Origin of the sequence: Corynebacterium sp. HMSC034H07 (assembly GCF_001815175.1) — a bacterium.
In the GTDB taxonomy this organism is placed as follows: domain Bacteria; phylum Actinomycetota; class Actinomycetes; order Mycobacteriales; family Mycobacteriaceae; genus Corynebacterium; species Corynebacterium hiratae.
On sequence record NZ_KV819536.1, the window covers coordinates 1 to 20,029 of the forward strand.

The window sequence follows — 20,029 nt, forward strand, 5'->3', positions numbered from 1 at the left end:
GGAACGCATCATCCACACCCTGCGTAAAGGGCTACCAAAAGGTTTAGACGAGCTCGCCCAACTGGGGCGCACCCTGTGGCGTCGACGCAAAGATGTGCTCGCCTACTTTGATATCGGCGCATCCAACGGCCCCGTTGAGGCAATCAACGGCAGACTCGAACACCTACGCGGCATCGCCCTAGGATTTAAAAACCTCAACCACTACATCTTGCGATGCCTAATCCACTCCGGACAACTACAGGACAAAATCAACGCACTCTAAAACCGGAAGGGCCAATTTACAGTGCGTGGGACATCTGGAAGTCGTCGGCTTTCGGAAGAAGAACTTGCGACGTGTCGTCGTTCATTGTAATCCGTAGCAATACGCTTGAGATTTAACTTGGATATTCCTTTTAAGGATGAGTCTTCGTTTAAAGACTATTGGAAACAGAACGGTGCTGAAGGAAGCTATCAAGCTAGACGGCAGATTCTTAGCGCAATATTTGATCCGTTTGAGAGGCATGTCGAAGGCCTCGAAGATGCGCAGCTTCAAGGAAAACTGGCTTCTCCTGTTAGTCCGCGGGATTCTACCGGATGGGTGCGGATTGATACAGAAATCAAGGAGCTCCGTGAGAAGTTTGCTTTTGCAAATACTCAAAGTGACTTCAGCGATGTCGGTAATCGGGTGGTTCGCATTCTCGACGAATTGAACCGCGTAGCCTTTGACGATACTCGTCACTTACGGGATAGTGATGATGCGAATAGATTTAATGAGGGAAACTCAAAAAATCGGCTGGAACGAGTTGTTGACGTAGAACTTCCAGGACGCAACAAGCGAATAGTGAACTGCGTAGTTTTGTTCGTAAGGCAATTGCGTTAGCGCATTCGATAAAACACGCACCGAACTCATCGCGCCGTGAAGCTGGCATAATCGCTGATTCCGTAATCATGCTTGTCAATATTTTTCGGCGGATGTTCCAAAGCGCGTGATGCAATATTTAATTGAAAAGAGTCGGTGAGCAAACATCGTCGCGACATAGAGCGAAACGGTGCTTGGTCAAAAGTAAAGGGCCAGTTCAAGTACGAACTGGCCCTAATTGCTAACGACTACACACTCGGGAACTCCCCGTTTGCGCCCAGGCGCGCATCGGCGTCGAGGAGCATGGAGATTTCCGCGGCCTTGTCGGCGTCGACGAGGCCGTAGCCGTCAATCATCACCTTGGCGTCGCGTGCTGGGAGGCGGCGGCCGTCGATGACCTCGAAGAGCGGTGCGCGGCCGAGCATGCCGGCCTCGAAGTGGGCGCGGCCGGCGCGCAGGCGCTGCTCGGCGCGCTTCCGCCACTCGGCAGCGGCATCCGCCCCACGCTGCTGGGACACGGCCTGCTCGAACACGCCGGGGTGGGCGTAGACGATGAGCGCGCTGACGTGGCCGAAGCCAAGCGAGGTCAGTGCCGCGGCCTTCACGCTGTGGCCTGCCGCAGCGAGGTCCAGCGGGGAGCGCAGCCACACCAGGTTCTTCGCCTTCGGCGCGATGAGCGGATCAACGCAGTCCAGCGACACGTTGGCCGGGATGCGGCCGGTGCGGAAGACGTCGATGATACCGCCGGTCTGGAAGAGCGCGGCACCCGCCTTGGAGTGGCCGGTGAGCGTCTTCTGGGAGATGACGAACATCGGCTGGTCCTCATCGCGGCCAATCGCCGGCCACAGCAGGGAGTGCAGCTCCGACTCGTTGGGGTCGTTGGCGTTGGTGGAGGTGTCGTGCTTGGACAGGACGCTGACGTCGTTCGGCGTCAGGCCCAGGCCGCGCAGCGAGCGCGCCAGGCGGGAGTTCTCCCGGCCACGGCCAGCCCCCAGCGCACCCAGGCCAGGAGCCGGGATGGAGGTGTGGGCGCCGTCGCCATAGGAGGCCGCGTGCGCGACCACTGCGAGGACCGGAAGGCCCAGCTCTTGTGCAAGGGAACCGCGCACCAGCAGGACCGTGCCGCCGCCTTCGCCTTCGAGGAAGCCGCCGCGGCGGCGGTCATTGGCGCGGGAGATGAAGCGATCATCAATTCCCTTGGCGGTCATCTTCGCGGTCTCCGCGGTGGCGTTCATGTCGCCGAAGCCCTGGAGGGATTCCACCTGGACATCGTCGATGCCGCCGGCCACGACCACGTCGGCCTTGCCCAGGGCAATCTTGTCCACGGCCTCCTCAATCGACACCGCTGCGGTAGCACAGGCGCCGATGGGGTGAATCATGGAACCGTAGCCGCCCACCAGCGACTGCATGGTGTGCGCCGCGATGACGTTCGGCAGGGCCTCCTGCAGGATGTCGGACGGGCGCTCCTCACCAAGGAAACGGGTGACGAAGACCTTGTGCAGGGATTCCATGCCACCGATACCGGTGCCCTGCGTGGTGGCCACCTGGCCCGGGTGGATGGAGCGCAGCAGCTCCGCCGGGGAGAAGCCAGCCTGGGTGAAGGCATCCACCGCACTGACCAGGTTCCACACCGCCATGCGGTCCAGGGAGTCGAGCATGTGCTCCGGGATGCCCCACTTAGCGGCGTCGAAGTCATCCGGCATCTGGGCGGCGACGGTGCGAGTCAGCGTAGCCTTGCGCGGCACCTTGACGGTGGCACCCTGGCGGCGGGTGACCTGCCATTCGCCGTCCACCTCGACGATGCTGACGAACTCCGGGTCCGCGTCCTGAATATCGCGGGCGGTGGCCTCCGAATCCACGGCGAAGGTGACGTCGCGGTCCAGGAAGACGGTGGTCAGGTCGATGGAGCCGCGGTCGGTGAGGTGGTACTTATCCGTCAGCGTGCGCACACCGGAGCGTGCAACGACCTCATCGCGGAAACGCTCGAAGATGTCCTCCTCGGCGATCTCTTCATCGCTCTCCACCACGAACCAGCCCGGGTGCGGGTCCTCGCGCCATTCCACCAGCCCGGTCATCCAGGCCAGCTCCAGCACACCAGCTGCGGTGAGCTCCGCGGAACCATCGCGCTGCAGGCCATACTCGGCCTCGAAGCGCGTGCGGCCGGAGCCCCACGAGGAGACCTCGCCGATACCGGCGATGACCACCATGTCCTCCAGGTCCGTGGTGACCTGGCCAACTTCTTCCTCCAGGCCAGGCTGCACTGCTTGTACCTGGTTGGGCAGTGCCGCGATTGTGATGGGGGCTTCTATATCTTCGTGCGGAACTGCGCCAGCGGTTTCCGCACCTGCGGCAAGCTCCTTGAGGGAGAAGCCCTCTAGGCCGCCGGTGAGGTCCTTCTCTACCGGGGCGTGAGCTGCCTGCTCGCGCGAGTCGGCGCTGGCCAGGTCCATAAGCTCGGCGGAAATCTCCTCCGGGCTCCACACCTTGATTCCGGCCTTCTCGGCGGCGGGCACCAGCCCATCGTTGCCGCCCATGAGGTGCGTGCCGGCGACCCAGCCGATCTTGGCCTGCGCCAGGGTGACACCCTGCGGCCAGCCGGCCTCGACCTTCCACTTGTTGAGGATGGCATCGAGGGCGGCCTTGACCTCGCCGTAGGCGCCGTCGCCACCGAAGGTGCCGCGGTTGGGCGAGCCCGGCAGGACAACGTGGCAGCGCTTGTCGACGTCTTCCTGGCTCAACCTTGCCAGTCCCGCGATGGTGCGCTCGACGGACCACAGCAGCAGGCGGGCCTGGGCCTCGGTGCTGCCGGAGGCATCCGCCAGCGAGCCGGAGACACTCGGCGCAGCAAAGGGGAAGGCCAGCGTCGGCGTGAGGGCCGGCTTGAGGATCTTGACCTCGTTGCCCACGGACTCGCGCTGTTCAGTGCCGATCCAGTCGATGAGCGCGTCAATATCGCGGAAGCTCGACAGGTTCGCCGGGACCAGCCACAGGGCGGAACCAGCAGCGCCGTGCTCGGCGTAGAGCGTGCGCGCGAATTCCTTGCGGGCCTGGCTGACACGGGAGGCGGTCATGATGACGGTCGCGCCGCCCTCCAGTAGGCGCTCCACCAGCGCAGTGGCGATGGAACCAGGGGCAGCACCCGTGACCAGGGCAACCTCACCGGCGAACGCGCCGGGGGTGGTGTCCACGGCGGCCTTGGCGATGTCCTCGCGCTTCCACCAGCGCGCCTGACGCGCTAGGTCCTCGCCGGCACCGCGGAAGCTGTCCACCGGGTACTCGGCCTGGCCCAGTGCCAGGCGGGCGAGGCGCTCGCGGGCGATGGCCCAGGAGTCGTCGAAAAGCACGGCCTTGTTCGCATCAAAGGACGGCGTGACGGACTTGAGCCAACCGGAGCCGAGCTCTGCCTCGACGGCATCGATGACGGTGGTATCAGGTGCCTCGATGAGCTCCGGTTCGGAGTCCAAGCCCAGCTGGGAGAGAACCTGGCGGGCGACAGTAGCCAGCACGCCGCTCTCACCGGTGACGGTCTCGGCGAAGGCATCGAGCGCAGCGGAGTCGACCACGGCACCGCCACCGGCACCACCGGCGGCCGCGCCCTTGGACACGGATGCACCGTGGGTAGCGGCGACGGCTTGGACGGCGGCGTCGATCAGCTCGTGTGCTGCGGACTTGGAGGTAGCGCTCGCCGGCACGGTGCTCAGCGAGCCGCCGCGCACGGAGTCCTCCTCGCGGGAGCCGAGCAGGATCTCCGCCTCGACGTGGGCAACCCAGGATTCGGGCAGGCCCCAGGTTCCGGTGACGTAGTCCGCCACGGCGGTGGGCTTGAGGCCCGCAGCGCCGAAGAGCTGGCGCAGGCGCGCGCCCACGGCCTCACCCAGCACCGGGCCGAAAGCGGAGTAGCCCGGGGCGGCGGTGGCGACCTTCTCGCGCAGCGTGGCCACGTCGGCATCGGCGGCGCCATCGATGGCCGGCACGCCGATTTCCGCGGACATGTCCATGAGCAGCTGGTTGCGGCGCGAGGACACGCCGTTGGTCAGCTCTTCCACGGTGTCGGAGTCCGTGATCTGGTCCACGCGGATCTTGTTCTGGAAGGCGAAGAGCACCATGATGGCCTCCGCCGCACCAAAGCGCAGCTCGGGGGCGTCGCCGGAGGCGGCGGCTGCGGTAGGTGCAGGAGTTGGTGCAGTCGGAGCTGCCTCAGCCGGAACCTCGGCTGGTGCCTCGTTGGCTTGCGGTGCCTCCTCGGCGTCGGCTTCCGGTGCCGGTTCGGCGGCGGGGGCCTCGGAGACGTCGGCAAGCATGACCTGCTCCTGGTCGCGCTCCACGTTGAGCACGCGGATGGTGCCCTCCGGGATGCCGGCGACGGCCAGCGAGCGGGTGGCCAGGTTGGTCAGCGTCGGGGAAGAAGCCAGGCCGACCTCGATGATCTGCTCGACCTTGCCGAAGAGGAGCTCCTGGGTCTCAATCCAGCGCACAGGGGAGGCGAACTGCCAGGACAGCAGCTCGATGAGCAGCAGGCGGGCGAGCTCGTGCTCGGAGAGATCCTCCACCTTCAGCCCGTCCAGCGTGCCGGAGGGAGCCAGCGGAGCCACGGCGTCGACGAAGTCCTGGGTGAGTTCGAAGGGGCGGGCCACCAGGTTCGGGATGTAGCGGCCTACCAGGGCATCGAGGTCCAGCTCCTGCGGCAGCAGCTCATCGAGCTTCTCCGCGAAGGCCGGAACGCCCTCGCGCAGCACGCGGGAGTGGAAAGGCACGTCGATGCCCGGGACCATGACGGCCGCGCGCGGGGCGATGGCATTGGCCTTGTCCACCAGGGCCTTGAGCCCCTTCTTGGTGCCGGCGACGGAGTACTGCTGGCCGCGGATGTTGTAGTTAACAATCTCCAGGAACTCGCCGGTGGCCTCGGCGACCTCAGCCACCCAAGCGTCGACGTTGTCGGCATCAATACCCGCCATGTTCGGGCGAAGTGCGGCCATGGCGTACTCGGAATTTCCTTCAGCATCGCGCGGCACCAGGCTGCCCATGGCGGAGCCGCGGGAATAGACGATGTCGATGACCCCCTCGAGGTCGAAGATATTCGCCAGCGAGGCCAGTGCTGTGTACTCGCCCAGAGAGTGGCCGGCGAAGTAAGAAGTCGGCGCCAGGGTGTCCTCGGCGCGCAGGCGTTCGGTTTGGGCATAGGCCACGACGGCCAGGGCTACCTGCGTGAATTGGGTCAGGTGCAGCACGCCCTGCGGGTGGCGGAAGGTGGTGCCGCGGACGGTGAGTTCCGTCGGGTTCTCATCGATGATCTTCTGGATGCTAAAGCCCAGGTTCGCGCGGGTATGCGCATCGGCGCGGCGCCAGGCCTCGCGTGCCGCCGGGGAAGCTTGGCGGTCATCCTGGCCCATGCCCTCTGCCTGGATGCCCTGGCCGGGGTAGACGTAGGCCGTGGTCGGCGCGGCGAGCAGGGCTTGGCCGCGGGAGACGACTTCGCCGTCGATGCGGCAGGTGACTTCGAGTGCCTGGTGGATGCCCTTGCGGCCGACGCGCTCGACGGTGACCTCGATGTCATCGCCCAGCTGCACCATGCCGTACATGGAGTAGGTCCAGCCCACCACGCGGCCGTGGCGCCCGGCCACCTGTTGTGCGGCGGCCGAGAGCCACATGCCGTGCACCAGCGGTGCCTGCAGGTTAACCAGCTGGGCCGCGTTATAGGACGTGTGAATCGGGTTATAGTCACCGGAGACCAGCGCGAAGGGCGTCATGTCCTGCGGGGCGGTGACGGTGGCGCGGTCGACGAAGGAGCGCGGTGTCGGCACCACCTTGGTGGCGGACTTGCCGCCGCCCCACTCCGGTGCTTGGCTCGGTGCGGCGGTGCCGGTGGCGCGGCCGCGGATGGCAAAGCGGTGCATCTGCGTGGCCACGATGTCACCGGAGGCGTGATCCTTGAGCTCGAGCTCGACCGTGACGATGCGCCCGGAAGCAGATTCATCAATGGCGGTGCAGGAGGAGGTGACGTCGATCTGGCGGCCGTCGGCAAGCTGCTCTAGTGGCACGCGCACATCGATGACGTGGTCCAAGTGCACCGCGTTGAGCAGACCTTCGATGACCGGGTAGCCGTCCTGTAGACGGCCGGAGCCGAGCGCGGCATAGATGGCCGGCCAGCAGGGGCCTACCAGAACGTCGGGGGTGCCGGCCTTCTCGGCTGCAGCATCGCCGCAGGTCACCGCGCTGTGTGCGGAGAGCAGCGAGGCCGGGAAGTGGAAGGAGTAGCCCGACTCGACGGTGGGCATCTCCGTAATCTCATCGCCCTGCTCCGCCGTGGAGCCGACACCAGCCAAGCCTTCCAGGAGGGTGAAGACGGAGTTAGGCAGGCGCTCCTCGGAGACCACCGGGGAGCCACCCGTGGCCACATCCTCCGGCAGGTCCACAGGGACGGTGACCTCGCGGACGTAGAAGGGGCGCTGCTCCTCCGGCAGGTCATCCCAATAGGAGTCCGCCGTGATAACAATCTCCCAGTTGCCTTCAGCATCCTGGCGCAGGTCGAAGGCGTTCTCATCCATCTCATAAGCCGGGTTGGCCATGAGGTGGCCGTGCCACAGAAGGGTAGGAGAAGTGCGCAGGAATGCGGCCTCATCGGCAGCGGAGTTCAGGCGGGAGAAAGCCTTCTGCGGGGTCGAGCCCTGCTCCAGCAGCGCATCCGTGGTGGCCTGTTCGAAGCGGGCAAGCAGGTCTGCAACCGGCTCGTTCTTCTTGGTAATGCCCGCCACGGCCACGGGGCCGGGGATGATGCGCACCTGGTCAGCGGTGTAGCGCTCATCCTGTGCCTGCCAGAGGGTGTCCTTGCCGAACCAGGACTTCAAGTCACCGTCCAGGGCCGGCACCCACGGCATGGGCTTGACGTGCTTGTAGTGCAGGGAAATCCACCAGGCGGCATCGCGCGCCGAGACCTCGGTGGTGCGTGCGGCGGGGTAAGCATCCAGCAGCTTGGCCACGGCCTGCGGCGCATCGTGAACGTCCTCAACACAGGTGAAGAGGGTTTCAATCTGGCCGTGATCCGCTGGGTTCAGGCGGGCTTCGACGCGGTGCAGGAGATCGAGAAAACGGTCATCCCAGCTCGGATCCACAAACGGGTGGGCCAGCTTCACAAAGCGCTCGATCCACTCGGCGTAGGTCATGGACTCGACATCGCCGAAGTAGGGCTTGCAGGTCTTGGCCAGGGCGTCGATGATTTCCTGGCGGTGTGCCGGATACTCCTCGATGCTCAAGGAAGTAATCAGGCGCGAGGCCGCAGCGAAAGAATTATCCAGGTCGTGGATGTCCGCCAACAGGTGCGACTGCGAGGATGCCACGCCGTTCGCACCGGTGCCGCGGCCTACCCAACCGTCGTTCTTGGAAGGCGAAATGCCTTCCGTGTTGACCAGCAGGTCCTTCACCGAATCAGTGGCCTTGGCCTCCTTGGTGGCCATGGCGACGGTGCCGAGGAAGACGGCGTCGACAGGCATCGCCGGCATAGCGTGTTTCTTCGCCCACTCACCGGTGAGATAGGAGGTGGCGCGATCCGGGGAGGCGATGCCGCCGCCGACTGCCAAGTAGACGTTGGGGTGCTGGCGGATTTCGGCGTAAGTATCCAGCAGCATGTCATCCAGGTTGACCCAGGAGTGGTGACCGCCGGCGTGGCCGTCCTCGACCTGCATGATGATGCGATCCTCCGGGTAGGCCGTGGCGATGGCCAGGACATCCCGGATCTGCTTCGCGGTGCCGGGCTTGAAGGAGATGAAGGGGAAACCATCGGCGTGGAGGCGGTCCAGCAGCTCGCCGGCTTCCTCTACTTCCGGAATGCCGGCGGAGATGCACACGCCGTTGAAGGGCGCGCCAGCTGCGCGGGCCTTGGGCACGATGCGCGCTTGGCCAAAGTGCAGGTTCCACAGGAAGCGGTCAAAGAACATGGTGTTGAACTGCGCCGTGCGGCCAGGGTGCAGGTGCTGCTCCATTGTGGCCAGGTGGGCGCGGAAGACCTCATCGGAGTACATGCCGCCGCCGGCCATCTCCGTCCAGTGTCCGGCGTTGGCCGCCGCGGCCACGATCTCGCCATCAGCGGAGGTGGGCGTCATGCCGCCCAGCATGATCGGGGACAGGCCCGTGAGATCGGAGAAACGGGTCTGGGTGTAGGTGCGGCCATTGGGAAGCTCGATGGTGCGCGGGGCGAAGTCAGCGTAGTTCAGGGCCTTGGGCAGTTCAGCGCCCGGCGTCGCCAGCGCATCAAGCTCCTGCGGGGTGGCGGCGGAGACCACGGTCACCCCGGTTCCCTGCACCACGCGGCGGGTGATGTTCGCCAAGGCGCGGTCGAGAACGATGAGATGCTCGGAGTTGAGCGCGGCCAGCGTGGCCGGCCAGTCGTGTTCGTTGACCAGGATGGCCTCGGCCTGGGTGCGGGCCTCATCCACGTCGAGGCCGCACTTCTGAGCCAGCGCCACGGTGCGCTCAGCCGCCGGCGCGAGAACCGCGTTGTGGAAGGGAAGGGCCACGGGCAGCTCATCGAAGCGCGGGCTGAGCTCATCGCCACCGATGGTGCGCTTCTCCAGCTCGGCGTTGAAGCTCTTCACGGCCTCTTCGATGGCGGTGCGGGTGGCAGCCAGGTCCTCCGGGTTGCCGGACAGCGCGAAGTGGCGGCGGCCGTTGACCACGGCGATGGCTGCGGTGCCGTGTAGGTGCTCAGTGACGAAGCTGCGCTCCAGGCCCCGGATGGACAGCATCTGGGGGCGCGGGTCGGAGCCGTTGACCGCGCTGGCTGCGGTGCCCATCAGGATGGCCAGAGCCAGGGCTTCTACTGGCTTGTCGACGGCCATCTCGCCCAAGCTTCCCTGCGAATGCCCAGCGCGCTCGTCGATGTCGACGCCGAGATCACGCAGCTGCTCGATGGCAGCAATCTGGCCAAGGACGATGCCGGGGATGGACACTGCCGGCAGAGAGTCGAGGGAATTGGGCTCGACGGAACCATCAATGAGCTGCTCGAGGCGCTCAAGTGCGCCAGGGCACGTGGAGGCAATGGTGCGTGCGGCGGGGCCGGTGAGGCTGCGGGCCTGGGCGAGGGCCTCGCGCAGGGAGTCAGCGGTGGCGGCAGTCTGCGCGGCGGTGGTGATGAAACCCTGCCAATCGGAGCCTTGTCCGGCGAAAAGCACGGCCGGGCGGGGCATGGAATGCAGCATAGTAACAGGCATCTTTCCTCTTTTGAGCTGATGGGGAACGGTTTTATGAAGAGCTGTGGGCAGGATTAGTTAGCCCTACAGAACAATCATGATGTGCCACCGTAGTCGAAGCTTTCGCGCAAAGCTGTCTCCCGCGCGGAAAATGTGAGGTTTTTCTCACGTTTGGTGGCGGGGGCACTCTTTCTCAGCGCTCGCCGCGCGAAGTTGCCCAACCTTTTGTATCCTCGGGCTCACTGCAGCGGCTCGGGGAGGAGCAGGGGTGGCTCGGCATCGGCCCGCGCAGCATGAATGAAAAGAAAAACTAGGGGGGACTATGTCTCAATCAACACCAGAGAAAACGACTAAGACACCGGCTCGGCTCAGCAAAAGCCGAGTTATCAAAACCATGACCAAGCTGGCCGGAAAGCTTGAGGAGGATTCCTCGACCGGCATGCCCACCATCAAGATTGCGGGCGGATTCTTAAGCATCGACGTCAACGAAGAGATGGGCGGCCTCTGCGTCCTTGGGTATTGGGGCGGCGCGGTGTGCTTCGACCCGGACCGGCAGCCGTTGCGTATGGAAGTCAACGATCTCAACGGCGGTGCAATATCCGGCAGCCTCGTGGCCGAGCCCTGTGGAAGCTCCGCTATGCATACCCACCTGCGGGTCTTCGCGCCGCCCTATCTGCCGTCGACGGCCACGAATGCTCAGCTCAAGAGCATTATCGCGGGCTATGCGGCCGAGATGTCAGCGGTCTTCGCGCGCTTGGATGAGCAATTTCCGGAAGATCGCTCAAAGCCGCGGAAAGGCTCTGGGCTCAAGCCGGTGTCGCCTCACTATTTCAGTGAGGCCTATGGGGTGTCAGTAGTGGGGATGTGGCGGGTACATGAACGCGCCACACGCTTGGCGATGATCGGCACGCCCATCCACGTGGTGGATAACAAGAACGGGGCCGTGAGCATCCTCATCAATGAACACACGATCACCATTGAATCCGCCCTCGATGGCTCCGGGGATATTGAGCTCAGCCTCGTCACCCCCTCCGGCCGCTGCGCGTGTGACCTGGATGCGCTCGTGCGCTGGGCTGAGTTTATGAACGATGATCAATACGTTTACTCCGCGCGCATCGAGGCGGTAAACCTCGATGGCGGCCAAGAGCAGGACCTCGTTTTGGTGACCACGGCCCGCATTCCCACGAAGTGGGGCTACACCGACGAACAGCTAGATTGGCAGCTCAGCACGTTGGTGAGCCAGCTTGTCCGGGCTGGTGAAGCGTTCTACCGAACCTTCAACCCCACGCGCGTGATGCGCTATATCGACCGCGCGGCCTAGGCGGGAGCCTCTTCTCCGAGCAGTTTCAGGAGGTCCTTCTGCACTTCGCGGCGGCGGACCTTGCCTAGCTGGTCGGAGGCGAGCTGCTCGAAGTGGTAGAAGGTGCGTGGAACTTTGTAGCGGGTGAGGCGCTCGCGGCAGTAGTCCTTGAGCCCCTCGGGATCAAGCACCGCGCCATCCTCCAGCACGATGCAGGCCACGACATCCTCGGAACCGTCCGCGCGCGGGCGGCCGACGATGGCCACGTTGGTGACGTCCGGGTGCTGGCGGATAACGTCTTCCACCTCGGCCGGGTACACATTGAAGCCGCCGGTAATGATCATCTCCTTGATGCGGGAGACGATCTTGATGAAGCCATCGGGCTCCATAATTGCCATGTCGCCCGTGCGGTACCAACCATCGTGGAAGGACTGCTCGGTGGCCTCTGGCATGTTGAAGTAACCCTTGAATACCTGCGGCCCGCGCACGAGGAGCTCGCCCGCGGTGCCATCCGGCTGGGTCTCGCTGAGGTTGTCTGGGTTGCCGATGCGCACCTCGGTATCCGGGAAGGGGATGCCGATATAGCCGGGGCGGCGGTTCTTATTGAGCGGGTTTGCGGCCACGATCGGCGAGGTTTCCGTGAGCCCGTAGCCTTCCACGAGTAGGCCACCGGTGAGTGTTTCCCATTCCTCAACGATGTCCGCTGGCAACGCCGCTGCACCCGATAGACTGTTTTCGATGCCGTGGAGATCGATGTTCTGTTCCTTGGCTGCCTCCATGACCTTGGAGTAGATCGTGGGCACACCCGGCATCCAAGTGGGGCGGCGCTTCTTCATGATGTCTAAGAGCAGCGGAATCTTTGGCGCCGGGGTGAGGACCAGCTCGCCGCCAATGTGTACGCCGAGGGCTGCGATGAGGGTGAGGCCATAGACGTGGAAGAGGGGGAGGGCAGCGAGCATGCGCTCGGGCTTCTTGCCTATTTCGGGCACCCACGCTTCTGCCATCTTCATGTTGCAGTACAGGTTGGAGTGGGTTAGCTCCGCTCCCTTGGGTCTGCCGGTGGTTCCGGAGGTGTAAAGGATTAGCGCGGTATCGTCGCGGTTGACCTTGGCATCCTGTAGCTTCTGGCCTTGTCCACCGATGGCGCGCCCAGTGAGCGTGCTCCACGGAACGGTGTTAGGGGCGGGAACTGAAAGTTCGGCGCGCTTGTCCTTAATGATGGGAAGTGGCAAGCGCAGTAGCAGCTGCTTGGGGCGCGGCATGGCCTCAATCATGTTGACCGTAACGATCGTTTCTAGCGGCGTGGTATCACGCAGCTCCTCAAAGACCGGGCTCGCCTTATCCCAGACCACGGCCACGCGGGCAGCGTGATCTTGGAAGAGGGGCTCGAGCTCAGCCGCGGTGTAGAGCGGGTTATGCTCCACGACGGTCGCCCCGAGCTTCAAGATGGCATAGAAGACCGCCACGTGCTGGGGGCAGTTGGGGAGCGCTACGGCGACGCGATCGCCGGGGCGAATACCGAAGGCCTTGAGGCCCGCCGCGGCGGCGCGCACGTGGGTATCGAGTTCGCGGTAGGTCATTTGGTGGCCAAAGAACCACGTGGCGGGCCTTTCGCCGAACTCTTCCACGGTTTCTCGGTAGGAGTCCAAGAGCGTTTCGGTGCCGTAATCCAGATTGGGCTTAGTCCACTCAGGGTAATACTGGAGCCAGGCTTTCGACTCAAAGGCGGAGGATGCCTGGGCAGGGGATTCGGACATGTTCGCGAACTCCTTAGGTGGTCAAACTTGTTATGTTTGGAACAGTATAACCAATCTGTGACAGAAGTCTCGCAAAACTTAGCAAAGTTGCTTAACGTAACGAAATCTTTTCGGGACAAATCAATAACCCCGGCGATGTGCGTTTATCACGCAGGGATCGCTCCGGGGTTATGGAGTGCTACTTCTCGGCCTTGAGACGCTCGAGCAGATCCTGCTGAACCTCGCGGCGGCGAATCTTGCCCAGCTGGTCCGTGGCCAGCTTCTCGAAGTGGTAGAAGGTGCGCGGAACCTTGTAGCGGGTGAGGCGCTCGCGGCAGAAGCTCTTGAGGCCGTCGGGATCGAGCGCGGCGCCGTCGTTCAGCACGATGCAGGCCACGACGTCCTCGGAGCCGTCCGAACGCGGGCGGCCCACCACGGCGGCCTCCGCCACGTCCGGGTGGTCCAGCAGTGTTTCCTCAACCTCGCCCGGGTAGACGTTGAAGCCACCGGTGATGATGATTTCTTTGATGCGGCTGACTAGACGGATGAAACCGTCCTCTTCCATCACGCCCATATCACCCGTGCGGAACCAGCCATTGTGGAAGGCTTTCTTAGTGGCTTCCTCATCGCCGAAGTAACCCTTGAAAATCTGCGGGCCGCGAGCGAGAACCTCGCCCTCCTGACCATCGGGCATGGTCTCATCCAGGTTGTCCGGGTTGGCGATGCGAATCTCCGTGTCCGGGAAAGGGATTCCCACGTAGCCGGGGCGGCGATCATCGCTCATGGGGTTACCCACGATGATCGGCGAACACTCCGTGAGGCCATAGCCTTCCACGAGCATGCCGCCGGTGTACTTCTCCCACTTCTCCACGGTGTTGACCGGCAGGGTGGACGCACCGGAGAAGGCCGCGCGCACGCCGTCGAGGGAAACGTCGTCTTCTTCCGCCTTTGCCACGATGCGCTCGTACAAGGTCGGTACACCCGGAACCCAGGTCGGGGTGTGCTTCTTCATCAGGTCCATGATGAGCGGCATCTGCGGGCTAGGAAGCAGCACCAATTCGCTGGCGATGAGCGGCGCCAGGGTGGCGTTCATGGTCAGGCCGTAGGCATGGAAGAAGGGGAGTGCGGCGAGCATGCGCTCGGGGGAATCACCCAAGCCCGGTACCCAGTGCTTGCCCATCAAGAGGTTGGAGAAGAGGTTGCCGTGGGTCAGCTCCGCGCCCTTGGGGTTGCCGGTGGTGCCGGAGGTGTAGAGGATGAGCGCGGTGGTGTCCTTGGTGACTTCTTCCGGGGTGATGACATCGGAACCATCGCCGCCGATGGCGTTGCCAACGAGGGATTCCCACGGCACCGTATTCGGAGCTGGGGCGGTGAGCTGATCGCGCTTGGACTTCAACGGCGGAATAGGCAGGCGCAGGGCCAGGCGCTGCGGAGTCGGCATCGCGTTGATCATGTTGATGGAGACGACGGTCTCCAGGGAGGTCGTCGGGCGCAGCTTCTCCAACGTGGAGGCCGTCTTATCCCACGCGATGGCGATTCGCGCGCCGTGGTTCTTAAACAGACCCTCCAGCTCGTGGGCGGTGTAGAGCGGGTTGTGCAGCACCGCGATGGCGCCCAGCTTAAGCACGGCCCAGAAAGCAGAGATGAACTGTGGACAGTTGGGGGCGACGATGGCAACGCGGTCTCCCGGGCGCACGCCGAAGGCGCGCAGACCGGCGGCTGCGCGGCGGACCTGCTTGTCCAGCTCGGCGTAGGTTTGCGTGCGACCGAAAAAGTAGGTTGCCGGCTTATCGGGATGAAGCGCGAGGTTGTTGTCGTAGACGTCGAGAAGCGTGGTGTCTCCGTACTCCAGGGTGTGCGGGGTCCATTCTGGGTAGTACTTCAGCCACGCCTTGGACTCGTATGCCGACATCGATTCACCTTTCGGTCGCGTAGGTTAAGGTACGGGCCAGTATAACGCGGGTTGTTTCGGGATACACTGGAAAACTATGCGCATCGCGATGATTTCCATGCACACCTCGCCCCTCGAGCAGCCCGGAGCCGGGGACGCGGGCGGCATGAACGTCTACGTCCTCAACACTGCCCGTCAGCTCGCGCGCCTCGGCGTGGAGGTCGATATTTTCACTCGCGCCACGCGCCCCAGTCAGGGGGAAGTGGTGGACGTCGAGGAGCGCCTGCGCGTCATCAACATTGTGGCGGGGCCCTATGAAGGTCTCAGTAAAGAGGAGCTGCCCACCCAGCTGGCCGCGTTCACGGGCGGCATTTTCAACTTCGCGCGCTGTTTTGATGTGGAGTATGACGTCATCCACTCCCACTACTGGCTCTCCGGCCAGGTGGGATGGTTGTTGCGCGATCTGTGGGATATCCCTCTCGTCCATACCGCGCACACCTTGGCTGCCGTGAAGAACGTGCACCGCACGCTCGATGACACCCCGGAAACCGAGGCACGTCGCATTTGCGAGCAGCAACTGGTGGATAACGCCGACATCCTGGTGGTCAACACCGCCCAGGAAACCCGCGATCTGATCGAGCACTACGACGCCTCGCCGGAGAATATCGTCGTGGTCTCCCCGGGGGCGGACACCGAGCTGTATACCCCGGGAACGGACCGCATGACGGAACGCGCGCGCCGCCAGCTGGGCATCCCGCTGCACACCAAGGTGGTGGCGTTCGTGGGCCGCCTGCAAAAGTTCAAGGGCCCCGACGTGCTCATCCGCGCCGCCGCGGAGCTGATGGAGCGCGATCCGGATCGCCGCCTGCGCGTGGTCATCTGTGGCGGTGCCTCCGGGGCGAATTCCTCGCCGGATGCCTACCACAACCTTGCCCGCGAGCTGGGGGTGGAGCGCGTCGTGCGTTTCCTGAGCCCGCGCCCACCCCAAGAGCTCGTGGCCATCTACCAGGCTGCGGACATTGTTGCGGTGCCCAGCTATAACGAGTCCTTCGGGCTGGTGGCCATGGAAGCGCAGGCCTCCGGAACTCCCGTGGTGGCGGCGGCCGTCGGTGGGCTGCCCATCGCCGTCGCGGACGGTGACACGGGCTTGCTCGTCCACTCACACTCAGCGCAGGACTGGGCGGACGCATTGGAACAGCTGCTTGACGACGACCCCCGCCGCATCGCCATGGGAGAAGCCGCCGTCGATCACGCCCAGCAGTTCAGTTGGGCAGCGGCCGCCACCCAGTTGGAGAATATTTACGCCGATGCGATGAGTGTCGAGATTCCGGATTGCCACGCGCGCCGGGCAATCGGATATTAAAACCACCTGACGCGCTGTCGAAAAACGTGGCATGCTGGTGTTTATGAGTAACGGAAAGCTGATTCTACTTCGACACGGACAGTCCGAATGGAACGAGTCCAACCAGTTCACCGGTTGGGTTGACGTCAACCTCACCGCCAAGGGTGAGGGCGAGGCCAAGCGTGGCGGCGAGCTGCTCAAGGAACAGGGCATCTTGCCGAATATCGTCTACACCTCCCTGCTGCGCCGTGCCATCCGCACCGCCAATATTGCACTCAACGCGGCTGACCGCCACTGGATCCCGGTTGTGCGCGACTGGCGCCTCAACGAGCGCCACTACGGCGCCCTGCAGGGCCTTAACAAGGCAGAGACCAAGGATAAGTACGGCGAGGAGCAGTTCATGGCATGGCGCCGTTCTTACGGCACCCCGCCGCCGGAGCTGGAGGACTCTTCCGAGTACTCCCAGGCCAACGACGTCCGCTACGCCAACCTGGAGACCGTCCCGCGCACCGAGTGCCTGAAGGACGTCGTCGAGCGCTTCGTCCCGTACTTCGAGGAGGAGATCCTTCCGCGCGCCAAGAAGGGCGAGACCGTTCTCATCGCCGCGCACGGTAACTCCCTGCGTGCGCTGGTCAAGCACCTAGACCAGATCTCCGATGAGGAGATTGCCGGCCTCAATATTCCGACCGGTATCCCGCTGGTTTACGAGATTACCGAGGACGGTTCGGTTGTGAACCCGGGCGGCACGTACCTGGATCCGGAAGCTGCTGCTGCCGGCGCCGCTGCCGTGGCTGCCCAGGGCGGAAAGAAGTAACCGCCCAGGAAGCTGCGTGCTGCGCACGATCCCCAGGGAGCCTATACTCCTTGGGGATTCTTTCTAGGGGTGTGAATGATTGTGGAACTGGTACTCGCTTTCCTCGCCGGTGTGGTGGCCTGCGGCCTGGCCATACCGGTGATCACCCGGATCCGTGAACGGATGGAGCGCCGCCGCGTCCGCGATGCAGACGCTAACCAGGTCACCAGTGTTAGCCAGGTTCTGCACCTAGCCGTGGGTGGTTCCCCATCTGGAATGACTGTGCTTTCGCGCACGAAAGAGGTCATCTTCTCTAACCCCGCTGCCCATGAAATGTCGATGGTGCACGACCGCGCGGTGAACCCCGACATTCGGAAGGTCGCGGAAGAGGTCTTCGAAGACAAAGAGACCCGCACGCTGGACCTTGCTATCCCCAAACGGCGCACCGGCAACCGCGTGATTCAGGTGCGCGCAGTGGTCCAGCCGCTGACGCTCAACGATGATCGCTTCGTCATCGTCTACGGCACCGACGAATCCGAATCGGTGCGCATGGAATCCGCTCGCCGCGACTTTGTGGCCAATGTTTCTCACGAGTTGAAGACCCCAGTGGGAGGCATCGCCCTGCTGGCCGAGGCACTCCTCCAGGACACCGGGGACCCCGAGCATGTCGAGTACTTCGGTAGCAAGGTGCAGAAGGAAGCGGCGCGCATGGCGGACATGGTCAGCGAGCTCATTTCCCTGTCCAAGCTGCAGGGTGCGGAGGCCCTCCCGGAGATGGAGCCGCTCGACCTCGATGAGGTCATTGATGAAGCCATCACCCGCAACCAACTCGCTGCCGATTCCCACCACAACCAGCTCACCCGCGGCGAATCCGCAGGCGTCAAGGTGATGGGAGATAAGTCCCTCCTGGTGACGGCGATTTCCAACCTGATCTCCAACGCCATCCACTATTCGCCAGATGAACTACCGGTGTCGGTAACGCAGAAGGTGGTCGGCGGGAAGGTCGTTCACATTCGCGTCACGGATCGCGGCATTGGCATCGCCCCAGAGGATCAAAAGCGGGTGTTTGAACGCTTCTTCCGCGTGGACAAGGCGCGCTCCCGGCAGACCGGCGGAACGGGCCTGGGCCTGGCCATTGTGAAGCACGTCGTGGCTAATCACGGCGGCAACATCAAGCTGTGGTCGCGTCCTGGCACCGGCTCGACGTTCACTATCGAGCTCCCTATATATGCGGAAGAAAAGCCAACAGATAATCTTATTAATCGGGATAATATAGAAGACGGAGCCGTCAGCTCTGCCGCCCCTGGTTTGCAGCGCGCCGTGGCGCGTGTAGCAGCTCGTCGAAAGGATAAAGCGCAATGACCACCATCCTCATCGTTGAAGATGAAGAGTCGCTGGCCGATCCCCTCGCCTTCCTCCTCCGAAAGGAGGGATTCGACGTACTCCTCGCCCCGGACGGGCCTAGTGCGCTAGAACAGTTCGCGGCGAATCACGTGGACATCGTCCTATTGGACCTCATGCTGCCGGGAATGTCCGGAACTGACGTGTGCAAGCAGCTGCGTGCGACCTCCTCCGTGCCGGTGATCATGGTGACTGCGCGCGATTCTGAAATCGACAAGGTCGTGGGCCTCGAACTTGGCGCTGATGACTACGTAACTAAGCCTTATTCCTCCCGCGAGCTCATCGCCCGCATCCGCGCGGTGCTGCGCCGCGGCCACGACGTCTCCTCTGACTACGCCGAGGAGGAGCCGGACGATCAGATTCTGGAAGGCGGTCGCGTGCGCATGGACGTCGAGCGCCACACCGTGCTTGTCGCCGGTGAACCGGTCTCCATGCCGCTCAAGGAATTCGACCTTCTCGAGTACTTGCTGCGCAACGCTGGGCGCGTGTTGACCCGCGGACAGCTCATCGACCGCATCTGGGGCGCCGACTACGTGGGTGACACCAAGACTCTCGACGTTCATGTCAAGCGCCTGCGCTCCAAGATCGAAGCCGAGCCTTCCCGCCCGCAGCAGCTCGTGACGGTGCGCGGCCTCGGCTACAAGTTCGAGGCTTAAGCGCGAGGATCCGCCGGGTGCCGCGGGAAGTCGACCCCGGAGCGCGCCCGGGCCTCGCAGTGCTTGGCCAGAATCTCGTAGCTCTCCTCGCCAAGTAGCGCGATGAGCTCGGTCTTCTGTGACTTCCACAGCGGCTCATCCGCTATGTGGCAGGAGGGATCCGCCGAGCAATACCAATCGAAGTCCTCGCCGCCGTTGCCCCACCCGCGGCGATCATATTCGCCGATAGTGGTCCGCAGGATTTCCTCCCCGTCGGGGCGCTCCTCATAGTCTTCGTGCCGGCGAATCGGCAGTTGCCAGCATACTTCGGGCTTGACCACGGTAAGCTCCTCGCCCGCCTCGAGCGCCCATTGGTGGATAGCGCAGCCCGCGCCCGTGGGCCAGCCGGCACGGTTAGCGAAGATGCAGGCGCCGTCGACAAGCGGCGTCTTTAGCGCGGGTTCCGGCTCGCCGTCATCGCCGTCGAGCTCATCCCACTCCAGCCACGGTTCCAGCTCCTCGGGCTCACCGTGTTGAAGGAACTCATCTACCCCCTCAGGGCGGTGCTGCCAGAAGCGGGCGGGCATGCGGGAGACGGCGTCGTGAAGCTGCTCCCTGTCTGTCTCATCAGCCATGTAGGCGCCGTGGACGCAGCAGCCGACGTCGGGCTGTTGCTTATCGATGCCGTGGCACCTCTCGGTTCCAAACTGGCAGGCATAGTGCGATTCGAGCCAGGTCAGGTCGATAGAGAAGACATGGAGTGGATCGTTCGGATCCGTAAATTCAAACCACTCTCTGGGGAAGTTGGGGGCCTTTTCGCGGCCGGCCAAGATGGATGCTGCCGCGGGGGAGGAGGCAGGAAAACCCAGGTAAACTTCATTCGATTTCGGGCGATTCACACCTACCCACGG

The 20,029-nt window shown here is 63.7% G+C and carries 11 protein-coding genes; 7 read left to right on the top strand and 4 right to left on the bottom strand.

The window, feature by feature from the left end; genetic code table 11:
• Together HMPREF3009_RS08820 and HMPREF3009_RS08825 are read left to right on the top strand one after the other, a co-directional pair.
• On the top strand, positions 1-262 hold a 262-nt coding region (locus tag HMPREF3009_RS08820), incomplete at its 5' end, for a transposase (protein ID WP_198531132.1).
• A gap of 117 nt (positions 263-379) precedes the next feature.
• Positions 380-859, top strand: a complete 480-nt coding sequence (locus tag HMPREF3009_RS08825) for a hypothetical protein (protein ID WP_232761048.1) — start codon at positions 380-382, stop codon at positions 857-859.
• 227 nt (positions 860-1,086) lie between these two features.
• Here the strand turns inward: HMPREF3009_RS08825 and HMPREF3009_RS08830 are convergent, their stop codons facing one another.
• On the bottom strand, positions 1,087-10,041 hold the full coding sequence (locus tag HMPREF3009_RS08830; protein WP_070681407.1) for a type I polyketide synthase: 8,955 nt from the start codon (positions 10,039-10,041) through the stop codon (positions 1,087-1,089).
• A gap of 373 nt (positions 10,042-10,414) precedes the next feature.
• On the opposite strand from HMPREF3009_RS08830, the gene HMPREF3009_RS08835 reads away from it, so the two are divergent.
• Positions 10,415-11,341: a hypothetical protein gene (locus tag HMPREF3009_RS08835; protein ID WP_070681410.1), complete on the top strand. Its 927-nt coding sequence runs from the start codon at positions 10,415-10,417 to the stop codon at positions 11,339-11,341.
• Here the strand turns inward: HMPREF3009_RS08835 and HMPREF3009_RS08840 are convergent.
• Together HMPREF3009_RS08840 and HMPREF3009_RS08845 are read right to left on the bottom strand one after the other, a co-directional pair.
• The gene (locus HMPREF3009_RS08840) at positions 11,338-13,077 is read right to left on the bottom strand and encodes a long-chain-fatty-acid--CoA ligase (RefSeq protein ID WP_070681414.1); all 1,740 of its coding nucleotides are present in this window, start codon (positions 13,075-13,077) and stop codon (positions 11,338-11,340) included. The genes HMPREF3009_RS08835 and HMPREF3009_RS08840 overlap by 4 nt on opposite strands.
• Positions 13,078-13,255: 178 nt before the next feature.
• The gene (locus tag HMPREF3009_RS08845; protein ID WP_046647819.1) at positions 13,256-14,968 is read right to left on the bottom strand and encodes a long-chain-fatty-acid--CoA ligase; all 1,713 of its coding nucleotides are present in this window, start codon (positions 14,966-14,968) and stop codon (positions 13,256-13,258) included.
• A gap of 76 nt (positions 14,969-15,044) precedes the next feature.
• Here HMPREF3009_RS08845 and mshA point away from each other — a divergent pair, with 76 nt between their 5' ends.
• From mshA to HMPREF3009_RS08865, 4 genes are all read left to right on the top strand, one after another.
• Positions 15,045-16,310 carry a D-inositol-3-phosphate glycosyltransferase gene (mshA, locus tag HMPREF3009_RS08850; protein ID WP_070681417.1) on the top strand — a complete coding sequence of 422 codons (1,266 nt, stop codon included), beginning with the start codon at positions 15,045-15,047 and terminating at the stop codon, positions 16,308-16,310.
• 43 nt (positions 16,311-16,353) lie between these two features.
• Complete coding sequence (locus HMPREF3009_RS08855) at positions 16,354-17,103, top strand: phosphoglyceromutase (RefSeq protein WP_046647908.1); 750 nt, start codon at positions 16,354-16,356, stop codon at positions 17,101-17,103.
• Between the two features lie 75 nt (positions 17,104-17,178).
• Positions 17,179-18,444: a sensor histidine kinase gene (locus tag HMPREF3009_RS08860; protein WP_070681419.1), complete on the top strand. Its 1,266-nt coding sequence runs from the start codon at positions 17,179-17,181 to the stop codon at positions 18,442-18,444.
• Complete coding sequence (locus tag HMPREF3009_RS08865; RefSeq protein ID WP_070681422.1) at positions 18,441-19,139, top strand: response regulator transcription factor; 699 nt, start codon at positions 18,441-18,443, stop codon at positions 19,137-19,139. The genes HMPREF3009_RS08860 and HMPREF3009_RS08865 overlap by 4 nt, the downstream gene beginning before the upstream one ends.
• Here HMPREF3009_RS08865 and HMPREF3009_RS08870 read toward each other — a convergent pair.
• Positions 19,136-20,017, bottom strand: a complete 882-nt coding sequence (locus HMPREF3009_RS08870) for a DUF3109 family protein (protein ID WP_070547298.1) — start codon at positions 20,015-20,017, stop codon at positions 19,136-19,138. The two genes, HMPREF3009_RS08865 and HMPREF3009_RS08870, sit on opposite strands and share 4 nt — an antisense overlap.
• Positions 20,018-20,029 lie beyond the last annotated feature (12 nt).

What these genes read in the sequence shown, in the direction of transcription:
- mshA (WP_070681417.1), top strand. Translation starts at nt 15,045, where the DNA reads ATGCGCATCGCGATGATTTCCATGCACACCTCGCCCCTCGAGCAGCCC.
- HMPREF3009_RS08830 (WP_070681407.1), bottom strand. Translation starts at nt 10,041, where the DNA reads ATGCCTGTTACTATGCTGCATTCCATGCCCCGCCCGGCCGTGCTTTTC.
- HMPREF3009_RS08865 (WP_070681422.1), top strand. Translation starts at nt 18,441, where the DNA reads ATGACCACCATCCTCATCGTTGAAGATGAAGAGTCGCTGGCCGATCCC.
- HMPREF3009_RS08845 (WP_046647819.1), bottom strand. Translation starts at nt 14,968, where the DNA reads ATGTCGGCATACGAGTCCAAGGCGTGGCTGAAGTACTACCCAGAATGG.
- HMPREF3009_RS08840 (WP_070681414.1), bottom strand. Translation starts at nt 13,077, where the DNA reads ATGTCCGAATCCCCTGCCCAGGCATCCTCCGCCTTTGAGTCGAAAGCC.
- HMPREF3009_RS08855 (WP_046647908.1), top strand. Translation starts at nt 16,354, where the DNA reads ATGAGTAACGGAAAGCTGATTCTACTTCGACACGGACAGTCCGAATGG.
- HMPREF3009_RS08860 (WP_070681419.1), top strand. Translation starts at nt 17,179, where the DNA reads ATGATTGTGGAACTGGTACTCGCTTTCCTCGCCGGTGTGGTGGCCTGC.
- HMPREF3009_RS08835 (WP_070681410.1), top strand. Translation starts at nt 10,415, where the DNA reads ATGACCAAGCTGGCCGGAAAGCTTGAGGAGGATTCCTCGACCGGCATG.